The sequence below is a fragment of the Vreelandella malpeensis genome (genome assembly GCF_020622355.1).
Lineage (GTDB): Bacteria > Pseudomonadota > Gammaproteobacteria > Pseudomonadales > Halomonadaceae > Vreelandella > Vreelandella malpeensis.
In genome coordinates this window covers 290,266-308,620 of the sequence record NZ_WHVL01000004.1, presented here as the reverse complement: position 1 = coordinate 308,620, position 18,355 = coordinate 290,266, and the positions used below count along the sequence as shown (strand labels likewise).

The 18,355-nt window shown below is 65.1% G+C and carries 18 protein-coding genes; 11 read left to right on the top strand and 7 right to left on the bottom strand.

Annotation, left to right across the window (positions count from 1 at the left end):
- Positions 1–85 precede the first annotated feature (85 nt).
- The 3 genes from mlaD to GEV37_RS11385 are packed head-to-tail and all read right to left on the bottom strand — an operon-like array spanning position 86 to position 2,188.
- Positions 86–550 carry an outer membrane lipid asymmetry maintenance protein MlaD gene (gene mlaD / locus GEV37_RS11395; protein WP_227390377.1) on the bottom strand — a complete coding sequence of 155 codons (465 nt, stop codon included), beginning with the start codon at positions 548–550 and terminating at the stop codon, positions 86–88.
- Positions 551–566: 16 nt separating this feature from the next.
- The gene (gene mlaE / locus GEV37_RS11390; protein ID WP_386110695.1) at positions 567–1,370 is read right to left on the bottom strand and encodes a lipid asymmetry maintenance ABC transporter permease subunit MlaE; all 804 of its coding nucleotides are present in this window, start codon (positions 1,368–1,370) and stop codon (positions 567–569) included.
- A complete protein-coding gene (locus GEV37_RS11385) occupies positions 1,367–2,188 on the bottom strand; it encodes an ABC transporter ATP-binding protein (protein ID WP_227390375.1) in 822 nt (273 codons plus the stop codon). Before GEV37_RS11385 ends, mlaE begins: the two co-directional genes overlap by 4 nt.
- A gap of 275 nt (positions 2,189–2,463) precedes the next feature.
- Here GEV37_RS11385 and GEV37_RS11380 point away from each other — a divergent pair, with 275 nt between their 5' ends.
- The 10 genes from GEV37_RS11380 (at position 2,464) to GEV37_RS11335 (ending at position 9,540) form a co-directional block, all read left to right on the top strand.
- The gene (locus GEV37_RS11380) at positions 2,464–3,450 is read left to right on the top strand and encodes a KpsF/GutQ family sugar-phosphate isomerase (RefSeq protein WP_227390374.1); all 987 of its coding nucleotides are present in this window, start codon (positions 2,464–2,466) and stop codon (positions 3,448–3,450) included.
- Between the two features lie 34 nt (positions 3,451–3,484).
- A complete protein-coding gene (locus GEV37_RS11375) occupies positions 3,485–4,015 on the top strand; it encodes a KdsC family phosphatase (RefSeq protein ID WP_227390373.1) in 531 nt (176 codons plus the stop codon).
- 12 nt (positions 4,016–4,027) lie between these two features.
- On the top strand, positions 4,028–4,600 hold the full coding sequence (lptC, locus tag GEV37_RS11370) for an LPS export ABC transporter periplasmic protein LptC (RefSeq protein WP_227390372.1): 573 nt from the start codon (positions 4,028–4,030) through the stop codon (positions 4,598–4,600).
- 8 nt (positions 4,601–4,608) lie between these two features.
- A complete protein-coding gene (gene lptA, locus GEV37_RS11365; RefSeq protein WP_227390371.1) occupies positions 4,609–5,130 on the top strand; it encodes a lipopolysaccharide transport periplasmic protein LptA in 522 nt (173 codons plus the stop codon).
- 9 nt (positions 5,131–5,139) lie between these two features.
- Positions 5,140–5,889 carry an LPS export ABC transporter ATP-binding protein gene (gene lptB, locus GEV37_RS11360; protein WP_227390370.1) on the top strand — a complete coding sequence of 250 codons (750 nt, stop codon included), beginning with the start codon at positions 5,140–5,142 and terminating at the stop codon, positions 5,887–5,889.
- 105 nt (positions 5,890–5,994) lie between these two features.
- Positions 5,995–7,410 (top strand): RNA polymerase factor sigma-54, encoded by a 1,416-nt coding sequence (locus GEV37_RS11355; protein WP_227390369.1) that lies wholly within the window; start codon positions 5,995–5,997, stop codon positions 7,408–7,410.
- Between the two features lie 80 nt (positions 7,411–7,490).
- Positions 7,491–7,799, top strand: a complete 309-nt coding sequence (gene hpf, locus GEV37_RS11350; protein ID WP_227390368.1) for a ribosome hibernation-promoting factor, HPF/YfiA family — start codon at positions 7,491–7,493, stop codon at positions 7,797–7,799.
- Between the two features lie 4 nt (positions 7,800–7,803).
- Entirely contained in the window at positions 7,804–8,274 is a 471-nt protein-coding gene (locus GEV37_RS11345) for a PTS sugar transporter subunit IIA (RefSeq protein WP_227390367.1), read from the top strand.
- Positions 8,275–8,312: 38 nt separating this feature from the next.
- On the top strand, positions 8,313–9,203 hold the full coding sequence (gene rapZ / locus GEV37_RS11340) for an RNase adapter RapZ (protein WP_227390366.1): 891 nt from the start codon (positions 8,313–8,315) through the stop codon (positions 9,201–9,203).
- Between the two features lie 67 nt (positions 9,204–9,270).
- Positions 9,271–9,540: an HPr family phosphocarrier protein gene (locus GEV37_RS11335; RefSeq protein ID WP_227390365.1), complete on the top strand. Its 270-nt coding sequence runs from the start codon at positions 9,271–9,273 to the stop codon at positions 9,538–9,540.
- Between the two features lie 81 nt (positions 9,541–9,621).
- Here GEV37_RS11335 and pmbA read toward each other — a convergent pair whose 3' ends face one another.
- On the bottom strand, positions 9,622–10,968 hold the full coding sequence (pmbA, locus tag GEV37_RS11330) for a metalloprotease PmbA (protein ID WP_227390364.1): 1,347 nt from the start codon (positions 10,966–10,968) through the stop codon (positions 9,622–9,624).
- A gap of 94 nt (positions 10,969–11,062) precedes the next feature.
- Between pmbA and yjgA the strand changes: the two genes are divergently transcribed.
- Positions 11,063–11,593 (top strand): ribosome biogenesis factor YjgA, encoded by a 531-nt coding sequence (yjgA, locus tag GEV37_RS11325; protein ID WP_227390363.1) that lies wholly within the window; start codon positions 11,063–11,065, stop codon positions 11,591–11,593.
- 7 nt (positions 11,594–11,600) lie between these two features.
- Here yjgA and tldD read toward each other — a convergent pair whose 3' ends face one another.
- Genes tldD through rng form a run of 3 tightly spaced genes read right to left on the bottom strand, consistent with a single transcriptional unit; the run spans position 11,601 to position 18,342 of the window.
- On the bottom strand, positions 11,601–13,052 hold the full coding sequence (tldD, locus tag GEV37_RS11320) for a metalloprotease TldD (RefSeq protein WP_227390362.1): 1,452 nt from the start codon (positions 13,050–13,052) through the stop codon (positions 11,601–11,603).
- Entirely contained in the window at positions 13,052–16,879 is a 3,828-nt protein-coding gene (locus GEV37_RS11315; protein ID WP_227390361.1) for a YhdP family phospholipid transporter, read from the bottom strand. Before GEV37_RS11315 ends, tldD begins: the two co-directional genes overlap by 1 nt.
- Positions 16,879–18,342, bottom strand: coding sequence for a ribonuclease G (rng, locus tag GEV37_RS11310; RefSeq protein WP_227390360.1), 1,464 nt, complete (start codon positions 18,340–18,342; stop codon positions 16,879–16,881). Before rng ends, GEV37_RS11315 begins: the two co-directional genes overlap by 1 nt.
- Between the last annotated feature and the right edge of the window lie 13 nt (positions 18,343–18,355).

The following is an 18,355-nucleotide window of genomic DNA, read 5'->3' as shown; positions in this document are numbered from 1 at the left end:
TCAACAGTTGAAGAAAGTCGCCGTGCAAGGCTTGGTACTTGGTAGTACAAGGCTTGGTACTTGGTAGTAGTAGTATAGGGCTGGGTCAGTTGTTAGCCATACTGGATACGAACTGCTGGATGAGTTCTTCGAGCACCAACGCCGACTGGGTATCGCGAATCGTATCGCCATCCGCGAGCATCTCCGGCGCACCACCCACGCTCAAGCCGATGTACTGCTCGCCTAGAAGCCCTGCAGTCAGGATCGCGGCAGTAGTGTCTTGGGAGAGCTCGCCCTCGAGGCCTGAGTCCAGGCTCATTACCACACGGGCATCGTACCAGTCGGTGTCGAGATCGATGGATTCCACGCGCCCCACCGTCACGCCAGCCATGGTGACCCGCGCGCGCGGCTTGAGGCCGCCGATATTGGCAAAGTTGGCCTCTAGCTGAAAGGTCTGGGTCGGCGTTGAAAGCGACAGACCGCTGACGCGAAGCCCAAGGAAGACGAGTCCGACAATACCCGCCAGCATGAACAGGCCGACGCCGAACTCCATGGTTTTACTACGTTTCATGAACGCGCTCCAGCTATCAAAGGCCGCCGAACATCACGGCGGTCAGTACGAAATCGAGCCCCAGCACCGCCAGGGACGAGTAGACCACGGTACGGGTCGTTGCGCGGGAAATACCTTCCGACGTGGGCACCAGGTCATACCCTTGGAAGACCGCGATCCAGGTGACCACCACGGCGAACACCAGGCTCTTGATCATGCCGTTGCCAACGTCGCTTGCGAACGCCACGCTCGCCTGCATATTGCTCCAGTAGGAGCCCTCGAAGACGCCGAGCCACTCGACGCCAACGAGATAGCCGCCCCAGATGCCCACCACGCTGAAACCTACGGTGAGAATCGGCAACGCCACGAAACCGGCCCAGAGCCTGGGAGCTACTACCCGTTTGAGCGGGTCGACTCCGATCATCTCCATGCTGGTGAGCTGCTCGGTGGCCTTCATCAGGCCGATCTCTGCAGTCAGGGCGGAACCCGCGCGTCCGGCGAACAGCAGCGCCGCCACCACCGGCGCGAGCTCGCGCAGAAGCGAAAGCGCCACCATCTGACCCAGCGCCTGCTCGGCGCCGAAATCGACCAGAATAGTATAGCCCTGCAGCGCCAGCACCATGCCGATGAAAAGCCCCGACACCAGCACGATGGCCAGCGACAGCACGCCGACGAAGTGCATCTGGCGAAGCCACAGAGAGAAGCCCTCTCGCGAGGGAACCCCGACGCTCGACTGGAGCAGAAACGCCCCGGCCCGGCCGAGCGACTCCACGGTATCGCACCCCTTGCGACCAAGCCTCGTCACCTGGGCGGTGCTTTTATTGAGTAATGACGGCATCATTTCGCCCCTTGTGGCCGCGCCGGGCCCAGCATGTCGCGGTAGAACTCGTCCGCCGGGTAGTGAAACGGCACCGGCCCGTCGGGCTCGCCGTGGATGAACTGGCTTACCCGCGGGTCCTGGTTGGCATCCAGCGTCTGGGGCGTGCCGTGGGCCACCACCTGGCCGTCGGCGATGAGATAGAGATAATCGGCAATGCTCAAGGTCTCCTTGATGTCGTGGGAGACCACCAGCGAGGTCAGCCGCAGCGCCTCGCTCAGGCGCTTGATGAGCTGGACGAGCACGCCCATGGAGATAGGGTCCTGACCCACGAAGGGCTCATCGAAAAGCACCAGCTCCGGGTCCAGCGCAATGGCGCGTGCCAGCGCCACGCGCCGGGCCATGCCGCCGGAGAGCTCGGCGGGGCTCAGCGCCCGCGCGCCGCGAAGGCCTACCGACTGCAATTTCAAGAGCACCAGGTCGCGAATCATCGCCTCGGGCAGGTCGGTGTGCACGCGAAGCGGAAACGCCACGTTCTCGAACACGTTCAGGTCCGAGAACAGCGCGCCGCTCTGAAACAGCATACCCATGCGTTTTCTCAGCGCGAACAGGGCCTTGCGCGAAAGTCGGTGCACGTCTTGCCCGTCGATAAGCACCCGCCCGCGATCGGGGGTAAGCTGGCCACCGATGAGCTTCAAGAGCGTCGTCTTGCCCGTGCCGCTCGGACCCATGATCGCGGTCACCTGACCGCGCGGGATACGCATGTCGATGCCGCGAAAGATGTCGTGCTCTCCGCGCGAAAAGTGCAGATCCTCGATTTCGATAAAGGGGGTGTCTGTCATGGGTGCATAACCCTCCTTGGGGCAGGCAGCGTGCATGCTGCCGACGCCTGGGCGGGCTTTTCAAGGCCGGCAATTGTGAAACAGTGTTTTCGAAATAGTAACGAACATCGTGCCCCAACGCCAGCCATCCCCCCGGCTGGTAACGCTAAAACCTTGCTTCGAAACTCTTTGTTCGATATCGCGCGGTCGGCAGACGGTAAAGATCCCGTACCTACTCGGGCGTGTGAAATGCTATTCTAGGCGCTCGACGACGTCATTTTCAGAGAGGCCCATCTATGCCAGCGTCCTCCGGCCTTACCAGCGCCCTGCGTGAAAGCGCGCTACGCACGCTGCACATCGAGCAGGCCGCCATCAATGACCTCAAGGAGAAGCTCGACGAAGGCTTCGACCGCGCCTGCTCTCTCATTCTAGCCTGCCAGGGCCGCGTGGTCGTGACCGGCATGGGCAAGTCCGGTCATATCGCCGGCAAGCTCGCCGCCACGCTCGCCAGTACCGGTACGCCCGCCTTCTTCGTCCATCCGGGTGAGGCAAGCCACGGCGATCTGGGCATGATCACGAGGACCGATGTGGTGCTGGCGCTGTCCAACTCCGGCGAGACCGCTGAAGTCACCGCCCTTCTGCCACTACTGAAGCGCCTGGGCGTGCCCTTGATCAGCATGACCGGTAGGCCGGGCTCTACGCTTGGCACCCACGCCGATGCTCATCTCGACAGCGGCGTGGCGCGTGAGGCCTGCCCGTTGGACCTGGCGCCGACCAGCTCGACCACGGCTGCCCTTGCGCTGGGTGACGCGCTGGCCGTGGCCCTTCTCGAGGCGCGCGGCTTCACCGCCGAGGACTTCGCCCTCTCCCACCCTGGCGGCAGTCTCGGCAAACGGCTCTTGCTGCGTGTGAAGGACCTGATGCACAGCGGCGAGCGCCTGCCCAAGGTGCCGCTGGGCAGCCCCTTGCGCGACGCGCTGCTCGAGATCACTCGCCAAGGGCTCGGTTTCACCTGCGTAGTGGACGACGACGGGCGCCTCGCCGGTGTCTACACCGACGGCGACCTGCGCCGCACTCTGGACGAGTACCACGACCTGCGCAGCGTCAGCGTCGATGCGGTGATGACCCGCCCGGGCAAGCGCATTCGCCCGGACGTGCTTGCCGCCGAAGCGGTCCGCCTCATGGAAGACAGCCGCATCACGGCCCTGGCCGTGGTCGACGAACACGAGCGCCCCATCGGCGCCCTGCACATGCACGACCTGCTTTCGAGCGGCGTGATCTGATCTACGCTGATAGACCGTTTTCAATGGAGTTACCATGGCCCTCCCCGATGCCCTGCACGACCGAATTCGCAACGTGCGCCTGCTGGCCGTCGATGTCGACGGCGTGATGACCGATGGACGCCTCTACTTCCAGGCCGACGGCGTCGAGATCAAGGCGTTCCATGTTCAGGACGGCCACGGCCTGAAGCTTTTGAAGCGCGCGGGCTTTCACGTGGCGGTGATCACCGGGCGCGACTCGCCCATGGTCAGCCAGCGGGCGGCGGCGCTGGGTATCACCCACGTCTTCCAGGGCGTCGAGGACAAGCTCGCCACGCTCAAGGGGCTCTGCCAGCGTCTCGACCTGTCCCTCGACCAGGTCGCCTACTGCGGCGATGACCTGCCGGATCTGGCGGTGATTCGCCGCGTCGGGGTCGGCATCACCGTGCCCAACGCACCGGATTACATGCACACCCACGCCGGCTGGATCACCGATGCCCTCGGTGGCCACGGCGCGGTTCGCGAGATCTGCGATACGCTCTTGATGACCCAGGGTCATTGGGATGCGGCCATGGACACGTACCTGTAGAGGTTCACGCCTATGTCGAGACGCTTGAAGAAACGCCTCTGGATGCCGGCGCTGGTCGTTGCACTCGGTGCCTTGCTTGTCTGGCTCGATCCGCGCGGCCCTGACTTCGACGACGTCGATCCCGAGGCTCAGGCGCAGGAGCCCGGGCACGTGCTGGAAAATGCCGAGCTCACGCTGTTCGGTGAATCCGGTGCGATCGACCAGTCGCTGGTCACCCCGCACCTGGTGCATACGCCCCAGCAAGCGCTGACCGAAGCCGACGACCCGCGTGCCACGCTGTTCGATTCCGAGCAGCGCCAGTGGCTGGCCCAGGCCGACCACGGCCTACTGCAGACCGATCGCCAGTCGCTCGTGCTCGAGGGCTCGGCCCGACTGCTGGCGCCGGACGAGGGCTGGCAGCTCGACACCGAGCGGCTACACTACGATGGCCTCGAGCGTCACGCCTACACTGAAACGCCGGCGCTGCTGCAGCAGCCGCCCCAGCGCATGAGCGCCGATCGCATGGACGTCTGGCTCGACGAGAGCCGGGTGCGCATGTCCGACAACGTGCGCGGTGAACACCCCCCCGTCAGCCCCACGCCCTAGGAGTCGTTATGCACCCATCGTTTCGCGCCCCCTTGCTTCACCACCCTCTGCTTCGCGCCGCCCTGCTGGCACTGGCCATGCCGCTGACCGCCGTTGCCCAGAACAACCAGGCGCCCGTCGAGGTCGAGGCCGACCAGCTCGATCTCGACCAACGCGCCGGCACCGCCGTCTATACCGGCAACGTCGACATTCGCCAGGGCGAGATGCAGATTCGCGGCAACCGCGTCGAGATCCAGCGCAACGATGCCGGCGAGCTTTCTCAGGCCATCGCCACCGGCGAGCGCGCCTACCTTCGCAACCAGCTCGAGAACGAAGATGGCCCCATGGAGGGCTGGGCACGGCGCATCGTCTATCACGTTGGCGAGCGCCGGGTAGAGTTGATCGATCAGGCGGAGCTGACCCAGCGCGGCGACCGCTTTCGCGGCGGCCGGCTCGAATACTTCATCGATCGCGAGGTCGTCCAGGCACGCTCGGAGGTGAGCGGCAGCGACAATCAGCGTATCCGCATGACCCTCCAGCCCGCCCAATAGGAGGCCGCCGTGTCGAATACCCCAAGCGCACCAGTCAAGACGCTGCACGCCCGGCACCTGGCCAAGAGCTACAAGCGCCGCCGGGTAGTCAAGGACATCAACCTGGAAATCGCTCAGGGCAGCGTGGTCGGCCTGCTCGGCCCCAACGGGGCAGGCAAGACCACCTCGTTCTACATGATCGTGGGACTGGTCAAGGCCGACGCCGGAACGGTGGGCATCGACGAGCTGGACCTGACCCGTGCGCCGATGCACGAGCGCGCCACCGCCGGCATCGGCTACTTGCCCCAGGAAGCATCGATCTTCCGAAAGCTCTCGGTGGCCGACAACATCCTGGCGATTCTTGAAACCCGCAAGGAGCTGGATCGCCACGCCCGCGAAGAGCGCCTCGAGCAGTTGCTTGAAGACTTCCACATCACTCACATTCGCGACAACCTGGGCATGAGCCTCTCCGGCGGCGAGCGGCGGCGCGTCGAGATCGCCCGGTCGTTGGCCACCGACCCGGCCTTCATCCTGCTCGACGAGCCCTTCGCCGGGGTCGACCCGATCTCGGTGGGCGAAATCAAGTCGATCATTCTGGCGCTCAAGTCCCGCCATATCGGCGTGCTGATTACTGACCACAACGTTCGCGAGACCTTGGATATCTGCGACATCGCCTACATCGTCGGCGACGGTCACATCATCGCCAGCGGCGACGCCGAGGCGATCCTCAACGACCAGAAGGTCCGCGAGGTCTATCTGGGCGCCGACTTCCGCCTCTAAGCCGATGCCACTCATGAAGTTCCACCCGATGGCATGTTTATTGCACTTGCGCCAAACACGAACTCGCACTAGGGTGGAGCTTTACGAGTAACGAGTGGTTCTGCGATGGTCATGAAAGCGTCTCTACAGCTGCGCATCGGTACGCAGTTGACCATGACACCCCAATTGCAGCAGGCGATCGCCCTGCTGCAACTTTCCACCCTGGACCTCCGTCAAGAAATTCAGCAGGCGCTCGACTCCAACCCGCTGCTGGAACAGGAAGACGAATTCGGCGAGCAGAGCGTGACCGAAACGCCGGAAAGCGACTGGGAGGAGAGCATTCCCAGCGAGCTCTCCATCGACAGCGAGTGGTCCGATACCTATCAGGACATGGCCGCCAGCAGCGGCGCCCCGGAAGGTCCGGATTTCGACCGTCAGGCGGCAGGCCAGAGCCTTCATGGACATCTGCTTTGGCAGTTGGCGATGACCGACGTCTCCGAGCGCGATCACGCCGTGGCCGAAAGCCTGATCGATGCACTCGATGCCAACGGCTACCTTACCCAGCCGCTGAACGACATTCGCGAAGGCCTCAGAGCCCAAGGCCTGGAAGGGTTGAGCCTGCGCGAGGTGGAGAACGTGCTGCTGCGCCTGCAGCAGTTCGAGCCCACCGGTGTCTTTGCTCGCGATCTGCGCGAGTGCTTGATGCTCCAGCTCGCCACGCTTCCGGACGACACTCCGCTGCTGGTACCTGCCAGACGTCTGGTGCGCCAGTTCCTCGAGGCGCTCGGCAAGCACGACAAGCGTCTGCTCAAGCGCCGGCTCGGTCTCGACGATGAACAGCTCGACGATGTCATCCGCCTGATTCGAAGCCTCGACCCGCGCCCGGGCAGCGCCTTCGGGGTCACCAACGACAGCTACATCACGCCGGATCTGGTGGTACGCCACGACCAGGAGGGCTGGCACCTGGAGCTCAACCCGGACGCCCTGCCGCGCCTGCGCGTGCAGCCCGACTACGCCAGCCTCATCAAGCGCGCCGACAAGAGCCAGGACAACCAGTTCCTCAAGGATCACCTGCAGGAGGCGCGCTGGCTGATCAAGAGCCTGTCGAGCCGCAACGACACCCTGCTGCGCGTCGGTCGCGAGATTATCGCTCGCCAGATCGGCTTTCTCGAGCACGGCGAGGAGGCGATGAAACCCCTGATCCTGGCGGACATCGCCGAAGCCGTCGAAATGCACGAGTCGACCATCTCGCGGGTCACCACTCAGAAGTACATCCATACCCCGCGCGGCGTGTTCGAGCTCAAGTACTTCTTCTCGAGTCAGGTAAGCGGTCAGGAGGGGGGCCACAGCCACTCGAGCACGGCGATTCGCGCGCGCCTGAAGAAGCTCATCCAGGAGGAGACACCGGGCAAGCCGCTCTCGGACAGCCGGCTGGTGTCGCTGCTCGAGGAAGGCGGCATCAACGTGGCACGGCGGACGGTGGCCAAATACCGCGAGGCGATGGGCATCCCCTCGTCGAGCGAGCGGCGCCGGCTGCGCTGAATCGAAACTTGCCGCCGGGGCTTTGCAACGGCGTAAAAAGGGTTACAATCGAAGTACAGCCCTCGATAAGGAGCACGTCGATGCAAGTAAACATCACCGGTCATCATCTGGAACTGACTGACGCCTTGCGTGACTACGTCAACGAGAAACTCGACCGTATTGAACGCCATTACGACAACATCACCACCGTTCAAGTGACCTTATCGATCGAAAAGGAGCGCCAGCAGGCTGCCTGCACGCTGCACGCCGCCGGTGCAGATCTCCACGCCGTCGCCGAGGACAGCGACATGTATGCTGCGATCGACGCCCTGGCCGACAAGCTCGACCGTCAACTGGTCAAACACAAGGAAAAAGCACAAGCTCGCGCCCAGGGCGCGGGCGTGCGTTAAATCGATGACGTTGGAAACCATACTCCCCCCGGAGCGCGTGCTGTTCGACGTGCCCGGGGGCAGCAAGAAGCGGGTGCTCGAGTTCTTCAGCACCTTCATCGCACAGAACACTCCCAGCCTGGACAGCCAGGAAGTCTTCAGCCGACTGATCGGGCGCGAGCGCCTGGGCAGTACCGGTATCGGCAATGGCGTAGCCATTCCCCACGCCCGAAGCCCGCACTGCAGCGCTCCCATCGCCGGTTTTCTGAAGCTCGCGGAACCCGTGGACTTCGATGCCATCGATGGAGACCCGGTGGACCTGGTGTTCGTGTTGCTGGTGCCCGAAGAGGCCGACGATACGCACCTGGCGCTGCTCGGTCAGGTCGCCACGATCATGAACGACGCCTCGACCCGCGCCCAGTTTCGCAAGTGCGAGAGCCAGCGCGAACTGCTTGAACTGGTCATTGCCCGGATTCGCGAGCAGGGAGACGGTTAGCGACCGCGACCCGGACTCGACCACCGAAGAGAGATGCCATGCAACTAGTCATCATCAGCGGCCGCTCCGGGTCGGGAAAATCCATCGCCCTGCAGGCGCTGGAAGATCTGGGCTACTATGCCATCGACAACCTGCCGGCGATGCTGCTGGGCTCGCTGGTGGAGGAGCTAGGCCAGCAGGGAGAGCGCACCCACCTGGCGGTGAGCATCGATGCCCGCAACCTTCCCGCGGCGCTCGAACGCTTTCCAACGCTTCTGCGCGACATCAAGGTCGGGAACATCCACGTACAGGTGATCTACCTGACCACCGATGCGCGCATCCTGCTCGAGCGCTACTCCGCCACCCGACGACGCCATCCGCTGACTCGCGACACAGACATGACGCTGGAGGAGGCGATCGACAAGGAGGAGCAGACGCTATTCGGCATACGCGAGCTCGCCGATCTGATGATCGATACCTCGCGACTGACGGTGCATGACCTGCGCCGGCGCATCACCGACGAGCTCGCCCACCAACGCCAGGACCAACTGACGCTGACCTTCGAATCCTTCGGCTACAAGCGTGGCGTACCATTGGATGCCGATATCGTCTTCGATATTCGCTGCCTGCCCAACCCCTACTGGGATCCGACACTGCGCCCTTTCACCGGCCGTGACACCGAGATCGCGACGTTTCTGGAAGGCTACCCCGTGGTCGAGCAGATGTGCCAGGACATTCAGTCATGGCTAGAGAAGTGGCTACCGGTCTATCAAGACAGTCAGCGAAGCTACATGACCGTCGCCATCGGCTGCACTGGCGGCCAACACCGCTCGGTGTACCTGGTCGAGCGCCTGGCCCAGCGGCTCGCCACTTCGCAGCGAAACGTCCAGGTTCGCCATCGCGAACTCGGGCTGCATTACAGCGCCGCGACGGCGTTGCCCACGTCATGAGTTGAAGGCGGCGCGCGATCACCGCCCCCACGACTTCACCAAGACACCGCTCGGAAAAGGAACCAGGGTGCCAGAAAGACGCTTGACACTGCTCAATCAACGCGGGCTCCATGCGCGCGCCGCCACCAAGCTGGTCACCTGCGCCCAGCGTTTCGAGTCGCAGGTGCACGTCTACAAGCACGGCCAGAAGGCCGATGCCGCCAACATCATGTCGCTTCTGATGCTCGCTGCCCCCTGCGGCACTACGCTGACCGTGGAGGCTCGAGGCAGCGATGCGGACGCGACGCTCGATGCGATACAGGCACTGTTCGAAGCACGCTTCGACGAAGACGCCTGACACAGTGCGCCTTGCCGCTTTTCTGGTGCACGACATTCCGAACCAGGCGGCTTTCGCCGCCCTTTCCGATAACGCTCCAGGCTAGACTCTGCTCCCGGCCACGGTCATCGCATCGATCAGCCAGCTGCCGGTGTGAATGCTGCCGCGCGTATCGATATCGCCGCCCAGCCCCTGCAGGCCTGCAAACATGGTCTTCAGGTTGCCGGCGATGGTGAACTCCTCGACCGGGTACTGGATCTCGCCGTTTTCGACCCAGAAACCCGCTGCGCCGCGCGAATAATCACCGGTCACGCCGTTCACGCCCTGGCCCATCAGCTCGGTGACCAGCACTCCGCGCCCCATCCTCTTCAGCAGCGCTTCCAGAGTCTCCAGCGGTGCCTCGAGGCGAATGTTACGCGCCCCGCCGGCGTTGCCGGTGGTGCTCATGCCGAGACGCCGCGCGCTGTAGGAGGAGAGCATGTAGCTGGCGATGCGCCCATCCTCGATGAAGCGGTTGTCGCGAGTCTGTACGCCTTCGCCATCGAAGGGCGAGCTTGCCTGGGCACCGACCTCCATCGGCCGCTCCCCAAGGCTGAACCATTCAGGAAACAGCGGCTGGCCGAGGCTGTCGCACAGAAACGACGCTTCGCGGTAGAGCGCCCCACCCGCCAGCGCCCCCATCAGGTGGCCGACGAGCCCGGAAGCCAAGGAAGGGTCGAAGAGTACCGGAAAGGTACCGGTGGGCGGGCGCTTGGCGCCGAGCCGGCGCAGGGTGCGCCGCGCGGCCTCGCGACCCACGCTCGCAGGGTCTCTGAGTGCATGCGGGTTGCGGGCGCTGGTGTAGTCATAGTCGCGCTGCATCCCACCCTCGTCCTGGGCGATCAGCATGCAGGAAAGCGAGTGGCTGCTGCCCTTCTGGGTACCTAAAAAGCCGTGGCTGTTGGCGTAGACGCGCACGCCCTCGCCGCTCGACAGCGACGCCCCTTCCGACTGGTGGATGCCCGTCACCTCGCGCCCGGCCTGCTCGCAGGCCAGCGCCAGCTCGATGGCCCGCTCAGTATCCAGCGCCCAAGGGTGATGCACCTTCAAATCGGGAAGGTCGGTGGCCATTTTTGATGCCTCGGCGAGCCCCGCCGCCGGGTCCTCGCCGGTGTAGCGAGCGATCGCCAGCGCTTTCTCCACCACCGCCTTGATCGAGGCGGAACTCGCGTCCGAAGAAGAGGCACTGCCCTTGCGCTTGCCGACGTAAAGCGTGACCGCGATCCCTTGGTCGCGGGAAAGCTCGACGGTCTCCACCTCGCCCAGGCGTACGCTCACGCCCAGGCCCTGATCGACGCTGGCGCCGACCTCCGCTTCGCTTGCGCCAAGCTTGCGCGCCAGCGCCAGAGCCTCCTGCGCACGTGCAGCCAGCTCTTTTTCCTGGGCGGTCGCGTCGAATGCCTGTGCCATCATCGTCTCCTTGTCGCCAATGTCGCCGGCGCATCAATGTGGTGGTCGCAGCTGGTATACTAGCCGGCGACACATCTATTTAGTGAGTGCCCGTATGCCTAGAAGACGCCCCGCCCCCGCCGAGCTCGAGGAGTTGCCGGAAGAGTCGATGCGCCCCAGCAAGTCCCAACTCAAACGCGAGATGCACGAGCTCCAGGCGCTCGGCGAAACGCTGATCGCCATGAAGCCCGAGGAGCGCGCCCGTTTTCCGCTTTCGGACGACATGCTCGCCGCCATAGACGAGACCTCGCGCATTCGCTCCCACGAAGGGCGCCGGCGTCACATGCAGTACGTCGGCAAGTTGATTCGTAAAGAGGACCTGGTCGCCATCCAGGCCGTCTTCGACACGATCGAGGCCGAGAAGACCCAGCGCGATCATGCCTTTCACCGTCTCGAAAAGTGGCGTGACCGGCTCGTCACCGAAGGCGACCCGGCGGTGGACGCCTTTCTGGCCGAACACCCAAGTGCCGATCGTCAGTTGATTCGCCAGCTGGTGCGCAATGCCCAGAAGGAGCGCGAGCAGCAAAAGCCGCCGGCTAGCGCCCGCAAGCTCTTCAAGCACTTGCGCGACACCCTTGAGCTCTGAACTCGGCTCATGACTGCGTGCCGCCCACGGTCAGCTCGTCGAGCTTGAGCGTGGGCTGGCCGACGCCGACCGGCACGCCCTGCCCCTCCTTGCCGCACACGCCGACCCCGGTATCCATCGCCAGGTCGTGTCCGATCATCGACACCCGCCCCATCGCTTCCGGCCCGTTGCCGATCAGCGTGGCGCCCTTGACCGGCGCGGTGATCCTGCCGTCCTCGATCAGGTAGGCCTCGCTTGCCGAAAACACGAACTTGCCCGAGGTGATGTCCACCTGGCCGCCGCCGAAACTGACCGCGTAGATCCCGCGCTTGACGCTCTTGATGATGTCCTCCGGCGCGTCCTGGCCCGCCAGCATCACGGTGTTGGTCATGCGCGGCATCGGCATGTGCGCGAAGGATTCGCGCCGGGCGTTACCGGTCGGCGCCATGTTCATCAGCCGCGCGTTGAGCTTGTCCTGCATGTAGCCGGTGAGGATGCCGTCCTCGATCAAGGGGGTGTACTGGCCCGGCGTGCCTTCGTCGTCGACGCTGAGCGAGCCGCGCCCGTCGCGAATGGTCGCATCGTCCACCACCGTGACCCCGGGGGCGGCCACGCGCTGGCCCATGCGCCCGGCGAAGGCGGAGCTGCCCTTGCGGTTGAAATCAGCTTCAAGGCCATGGCCCACCGCCTCGTGAAGCAGGATACCCGGCCAGCCTGCGCCGAGTACCACCGGCAGTTGCCCCGCCGGGGCGTCCACCGCGTCGAGGTTGACGAGCGCCTGGCGCACCGCCTCGCGAGCGTAGCGCGCAGGCGCCCCTTGCGCCTTGAGCTCGGCCATCGAATAGCGCCCGCCGCCGCCGGCCCCGCCGCGCTCGCGACGGCCGTTTCGAGAGGCGATGACGCTGACGTTGAAGCGCACCAGCGGGCGAATGTCGGCGGCGAGCGACCCGTCGCTTGCTCGCACCAGCACCACTTCATAGGTGCCCGAGAGCGAGGCGCTGACCTGGCTCACGCCCGGGTCCGCCGCCCGCGCAACACGGTCGGCCTCCTGCAGCATGGCAACCTTCTCTTCGGCGGTGAGCCCGGCGAGCGGGTCGATGCCGGCGTAGAAGCGCTCGGCGCCGACCATCTCGACTGCCTGACCCGACAGCGTCTTGCCGCTTCGCACGATGCCCGCGGCGGTGCGCCCGGTATCCATCAACGCGTTGGCGCTGATCTGGTTGGAGTAGGCGAAGCCGGTCTTCTCGCCGGCGAGCGAGCGCACGCCCACGCCGCCGTCGATGTTGTAGCTGGCCTCCTTGACGCGCCCATCCTCCAGCACCCAGCCCTCTTGCCAGGTACGCTGGAAGTAGAGATCCGCATAGTCGATACCCGCACCCAGGGCGTAGCCGAGCCCCTTGTCCAGCGCCGCGACGTCGAGGCCGCTGGGCGTCAGCAGAATGGAAACGGCGGTGTCTAAATCGCTTGTATGTGCGCTCATTAAGGACCTTCTAGAGTGACCCGCGGCGAGGTCCAGGGGCCTTGCACGCGAAAGTATAGAGTCGTTGCTCGATTGAGCGATTCACCGAACAGCTGGTCGGCGACCAGCAGCGCCCCACCGACGATGGGCGCGCCTACGGCGATGGCGGCGATCGGCAATGTCTGGCTGACGGGCAGTGTGACGCCCAGACGCTGGTCGAGTTCACGCTGTAACAGATTGACGCTTCCGGTCAAGGATAACGTGGCGGCCGGCGCCTCGATTTGCAAGGGCCCGCGCAGGGTCAATCGCCCGCCGGCCACGTCGGCACTGCCGTGCACGCGATCGAAAGCGGTGCCTCGGCCGGTCACATCGGAAAAATCCAGCCGCAGCCGACGAAGGATATTGTCGAAGTTCAGAAGCCCAACGAGGCGTGCCGACGTGGAGTTCATCGACAAGAAGCGCCCGTCGCGAAGATCGGTCTCGAGAAAGCCGGTTGCCTGGGCAAGGTCGAGCTGCCACGGGGCGCCGGGCCACTCCAGGCGTGCGTTGGCGCTGCTGGCACGGTTGTGAATCGCTACCGGCTGGCCCAGCTGCTCCAGCGCCGTGCCCAGGTCCCCGCCGCGCACGGAGACGTCCGCCCGGGTACGGTTGGCCTGCCAGGAAAGATCGCCGCGCAGCGAAAGCTGGCCCAGGGTCAGGCCCATCGGCGAGACCACGAAGCGGTCGCCACCGCTTTGCCAGTAGGCGGTCAATGGCCCGACCCGGCTCTCCTGCAGCGTCACCTGCGCCAGGCGCAGGCGTCCGTCCGGCACCTTGACAAGCCACGCCGGTGCCCGGGCGGGTTCGTAGCGAGCGGTCTCGACCGCCTCCATCCAGGAGGCCGGGGCCTCGCCGCGCGGTGCTTGCGCGTGGGACAAGAAACGGTCGAGATCAAGCGAGGCGATGGTCACGTCGAGCGGGCGCCGGACATCCGGGCGATAGCTCAGCCGGCCCGAGACGAGATCGCCACTGACCCGGGCATCGAGCGACTGCTCCTCCAGGCGCGCCGCAAGTCCCAGCTCGCCCAGGCACTGGCCATCGAGACTCAGACAGGGGGTATCAAACATCAGCGATACCGGTGCACCAAACCATGGAAGCGTCGTCGACACCTCGCCCGTCTCGTTGCCCAGCGGCGCCAGGGCGCGCTGCCACTCGCCGACATCCAGGCGCGCGACATCGGCCTCGATGCGCAGTCCGTCGCCGCTCGCGGCGCTCGAAAGCGTCGACCGTCCAACGGCGATGGCGCCTTCGAGCGCATCTCCGATCAGAAGGTCAGCCTCGATCACCTGCCCGAGCCGCGCCTGAAGCCGGCCGCGATCGATATCTGCTTCCAGGCGCAGCGGCCAGACTTCGCCCCGGGGCTTGGCGAACGGCGCAGGCAGATGGCTCTCTACCCCGACGAGATCGCTTTGCAGACGCAGCGACGCCGCCGGCTCGAGGCGCACGCGAGCGCTCCAGCCCGCGCGGCCGTCGATCAGCCTGGCGGCTTCATCGGCGTCCATGCCCGCAAGCTCGAAGAGCGCGGCGCTGTCGAGCACCCCGGAGAGCGCGATGCCCTCTCGCGGCACGTCGAACTCGGCAGCGATAGGGCCATCGAGCAGCCGGCCCCGGGCGCTGCCCAGCAGTGCGAACACCTCGCCGCGCTGCTGCCAGGCTAGATCGCCCTCGACGTCGCGCAGCGGCGCCTGGGCAAGGCCCGCATAGCTGACCCGCGAAAGCCGCGGCCGGGCGTTGAGCTCGACCTCGGCGTCTTCCGGGGCGTCGAGGTCTACCGCCACGGCGATGTCACCGTCGATGTGTCCGCTGGCGTGAACGTCATCAAGAAAACCGGTCTCGACATCAGGAATCGCACGGATGAAATCGATCAAGCCGTCGGCGTCGCTGGCGAGCTTGCCGCTGACGCCGAGTACCTCATCCTGCATGCGCACCTGCCCGTCGAAGGCCTCCACACCCCGGCTACGCGCACGGTCGACCTCGGCCTCGAGCACTTCGTTTTGCCAGGTCAGGCGACCCTCGACCTCCTCGATCAAGGGCCAGTCATCGGCGATGGGCAGATAGGCGCGTTCGATCTCGAGCGCCAGGTTGACGGTAGGCGGGTTCTGCTCGCGATCGCCGCCGATGGGCAACCCCAGGCGCAGCGAGCCGCGCGGCACGAAGCCGCCGACGTCGGTGGCCAGCCACTCGCGAACGCCCTCGTTCAAGGTCTTCATCGGCAGCCACTGTGTCAAGGGCGTGTCGATGGCGTCCACGTCGGCGAAGTCGAGATTGAGACCGAACTGGCCGCGCCGCTCGCCGGTCACCAGTCCAAACCCGCCCTCGATGCGGGCGCCGTCCCAGACGACATCCAGGTCGCGCCCGCTGACCATGGTGCGCGGGCCGTCGTAGACCCACTCGACCCGCCCTTGGGCGTGGCTCAACTGCATGGGTGCCTCGAACACTTCGGGAAAGTAGAGCTCGCTTGGCCCGGCGCTGCTGAAGCTCACCTGTCCGCGCGAATCCCGCGCCTGGACCCAGGCGTCGAGAGGGCCGCCGCCAGGCGCCTCCTCCCAGGGCTGCACCGCCAGGTTGGTCAACGCCGCGTCCACGCCCCAGCGGCCGTTGCGCTGGCCCAGGCGCAGACCCTGCACCTGACCGCTGGGCGCCAGGGTCTGCAGTACCCGAGTCACCGACTCCGGCAAAAAGGCGTACTCCCGCCAGGCGGTTAGCGAGGCGAGCTCGAAGGGGCTGGTACGCAGCTCCCACTGCCCCGGCTGGTGGGCGAAGTACCAGTGGCGCGGCAGCGCCGGGCCTTCACTCACATTGTCCGGCTGCGCCCACTCGACGCTTTTGGCGTTGGCGCTAAGCCACGCCTGCCCGCCAACGTCATCGCGCTCCCACTGGCCGTTGGCCTTGATATCGCGCAGTACCGCGTACTGCGACTGCTGACGCAAGATCAGTTGAGGAATACCCAGCCCCGCGCGCACCTCGCTCAGTTGCCCGTCGAGCCACTCGCCCCACAGGCGCACCGCCCCGCCCGCCTGTTCGATATGCGGCATGTGATCGGCGCGAAACACATCGCCCAGCGCCACCAGGTGATCGAGCTGGAGTTCGAGTTGCACCGTCGCGAAGAAATCGCCGGGGTCATCGCGGTCGGGCTGCATCTCCGCCTGGACGATCAGCGCGGGCTGGGCATTGGCCTGCTCCAGCGTGCTCGCCTCCCGGATGTTCACCGCCCCCTCGAAACGAGCGAGCTCATCGCTTCCACCTAGCAGAAGCCGGGGCGCGTTCAGGGTCAGGGACTCCTCGAGCCCGTGCAGGCTCAGGTTGGTATCGCGCACCCACAGGCGCTGCTTGAGCAGAATCTCGGTCCAGCGGTCGATTTGATCGAGATCAACCTCGGGCTCCGGTGCCATAAGCAGCGGAAGCATCGCGGGCTCGGGCCAGCCCCAGGTGGTCTCGTCTTTCTGATAGAGGTGAAAATCGATTCCCGACAGGCGGGCATCGCTGAAGATGGGCGCCCACGCCTTGAACGATGCCCAGGTATCCAGGCGCAGGTAGGCGCTGTCGAGAGAGACCAGCGGCGCCTGCCCTGATTCGGCGTGAAGCCCTTCGAGGCGCAGCACCAGATCATGGCGCTCGATGCCGAGCGACAGGTACTCGAGGCTCACCGGCGCGCCGATGCGTGACGCGAGCAAGTCCTCGATCTGGGGAACCCAGTGGCCGGCCTGGGCGAACAGCAGCCGGATCACCAGCGACAGCACGGCGATCAGGCCCAGAAGCGTGGCGCAGGCGACCAGCGTCCAGCGAAAGAGAAGAGCGGGTAGCGTCATTACATCAGCACGATGTCGTACTGCTCCTGGGAGTAGTTCTGCTCGACCTGAAAGCGAATGGTCTTGTTGATGAACGCCTCGAGATCCGCCACCGCCGCGGACTCCTCGTCGAGCAGCCGATCGACCACCGGCTGGGAGGCCAGTACCCGGTAGGTGTCGGCGCTATAGGCGCGCTCTTCACGCAGAATTTCGCGAAAGATCTCGTAGCAGATGGTTTCCGGGGTCTTGAGCGTACCGCGACCGTGGCAGGTCGAGCACGCCTCGCACAGGGTCTGCTCCAGGCTCTCGCGGGTGCGCTTGCGGGTCAGCTGGACCAGGCCAAGCTCGGTGACACCGGTGCACTTGGTCTTGGCGTGATCGCGCTCCAGCGCTTTTTCCAGCACCCGTAGGACCTGGCGCTGGTGCTCGACGTCGACCATGTCGATGAAGTCGATGATGATGATGCCGCCGAGGTTTCTCAGACGCAGCTGGCGGGCGATGGCGGTCGCCGCTTCCAGGTTGGTCTTGAAGATGGTCTCCTCGAGATTGCGGTGGCCGACGTAACCGCCGGTATTGACGTCGATGGTGGTCATCGCTTCGGTCGGGTCGATCACGAGATACCCACCGGACTTGAGCTGCACCTTGCGCGCCAGCGCCTTCTGGATCTCATCCTCGACGCTGTAGAGATCGAAGATCGGCCGCTCGCCGGGGTAGTACTCGATGCGATCCACCGCGTAAGGCATGAACTCTTCGGCGAACTCCACGAGCTTGACGAAGTTCTCGCGGGAATCGATGCGCACCTTCTCGATGTCGTCGCGCATCACGTCGCGCAGGGTGCGCATGAACAGCGGCAGGTCGTCGTAGATCACGCTCGGCGGCGCGGCGCTGATCTTGCGCTCACTCACCTTGCGCCAGATGCGCAGCAGGAAGTACATGTCGCTTGCAAACTCTTCCTCGCCCACGCCTTCGGCGGCGGTGCGCACGATGAAGCCGCCGCTCACCTCCAGGGTCTGGGCGGCGATGCTCTCGTCAAGAAGCTTTTTCAACCGCTCGCGCTCGGCCTCGTCCTCGATGCGCTGGGAAACACCGTGGTTTGAGGAGTCCGGCATGTAAACGAGGTAGCGCGAGGGAATCGACAGGTGCGTCGTGAGCCTGGCCCCCTTGGTGCCGATCGGATCCTTGGTGACCTGCACTACCAGCGACTGGCCCTCGTGCAGGAGCTGGCCGATGGTCTGCTGCTCGTCGCTCGGCGTATTGGCGGGCATCACCTCGTGGGCATGGATGAAGGCCGCACGCTCGAGGCCAATATCGACAAAGGCAGCCTGCATGCCAGGCAGCACCCGCACCACCTTGCCTTTGTAGATATTGCCCACGATGCCGCGCCGGCGCGAGCGCTCGATCAAGGCTTCCTGCAGCACCCCGTTCTCGACCAGCGCAACGCGCGTCTCCATGGGCGTCAGGTTGATAAGGACTTCACCGCTCATGCACTCTTCCTTC

Excerpts from the sequence above, each read along its gene's own strand:
- mlaD (WP_227390377.1), bottom strand. The coding sequence starts at position 550 with ATGAAACGTAGTAAAACCATGGAGTTCGGCGTCGGCCTGTTCATGCTG.
- mlaE (WP_386110695.1), bottom strand. The coding sequence starts at position 1,370 with ATGATGCCGTCATTACTCAATAAAAGCACCGCCCAGGTGACGAGGCTT.
- GEV37_RS11385 (WP_227390375.1), bottom strand. The coding sequence starts at position 2,188 with ATGACAGACACCCCCTTTATCGAAATCGAGGATCTGCACTTTTCGCGC.
- GEV37_RS11380 (WP_227390374.1), top strand. The coding sequence starts at position 2,464 with ATGCCAGCGTCCTCCGGCCTTACCAGCGCCCTGCGTGAAAGCGCGCTA.
- GEV37_RS11375 (WP_227390373.1), top strand. The coding sequence starts at position 3,485 with ATGGCCCTCCCCGATGCCCTGCACGACCGAATTCGCAACGTGCGCCTG.
- lptC (WP_227390372.1), top strand. The coding sequence starts at position 4,028 with ATGTCGAGACGCTTGAAGAAACGCCTCTGGATGCCGGCGCTGGTCGTT.
- lptA (WP_227390371.1), top strand. The coding sequence starts at position 4,609 with ATGCACCCATCGTTTCGCGCCCCCTTGCTTCACCACCCTCTGCTTCGC.
- GEV37_RS11355 (WP_227390369.1), top strand. The coding sequence starts at position 5,995 with ATGGTCATGAAAGCGTCTCTACAGCTGCGCATCGGTACGCAGTTGACC.
- hpf (WP_227390368.1), top strand. The coding sequence starts at position 7,491 with ATGCAAGTAAACATCACCGGTCATCATCTGGAACTGACTGACGCCTTG.
- GEV37_RS11345 (WP_227390367.1), top strand. The coding sequence starts at position 7,804 with ATGACGTTGGAAACCATACTCCCCCCGGAGCGCGTGCTGTTCGACGTG.
- rapZ (WP_227390366.1), top strand. The coding sequence starts at position 8,313 with ATGCAACTAGTCATCATCAGCGGCCGCTCCGGGTCGGGAAAATCCATC.
- pmbA (WP_227390364.1), bottom strand. The coding sequence starts at position 10,968 with ATGGCACAGGCATTCGACGCGACCGCCCAGGAAAAAGAGCTGGCTGCA.
- yjgA (WP_227390363.1), top strand. The coding sequence starts at position 11,063 with ATGCCTAGAAGACGCCCCGCCCCCGCCGAGCTCGAGGAGTTGCCGGAA.
- tldD (WP_227390362.1), bottom strand. The coding sequence starts at position 13,052 with ATGAGCGCACATACAAGCGATTTAGACACCGCCGTTTCCATTCTGCTG.
- GEV37_RS11315 (WP_227390361.1), bottom strand. The coding sequence starts at position 16,879 with ATGACGCTACCCGCTCTTCTCTTTCGCTGGACGCTGGTCGCCTGCGCC.
- rng (WP_227390360.1), bottom strand. The coding sequence starts at position 18,342 with ATGAGCGGTGAAGTCCTTATCAACCTGACGCCCATGGAGACGCGCGTT.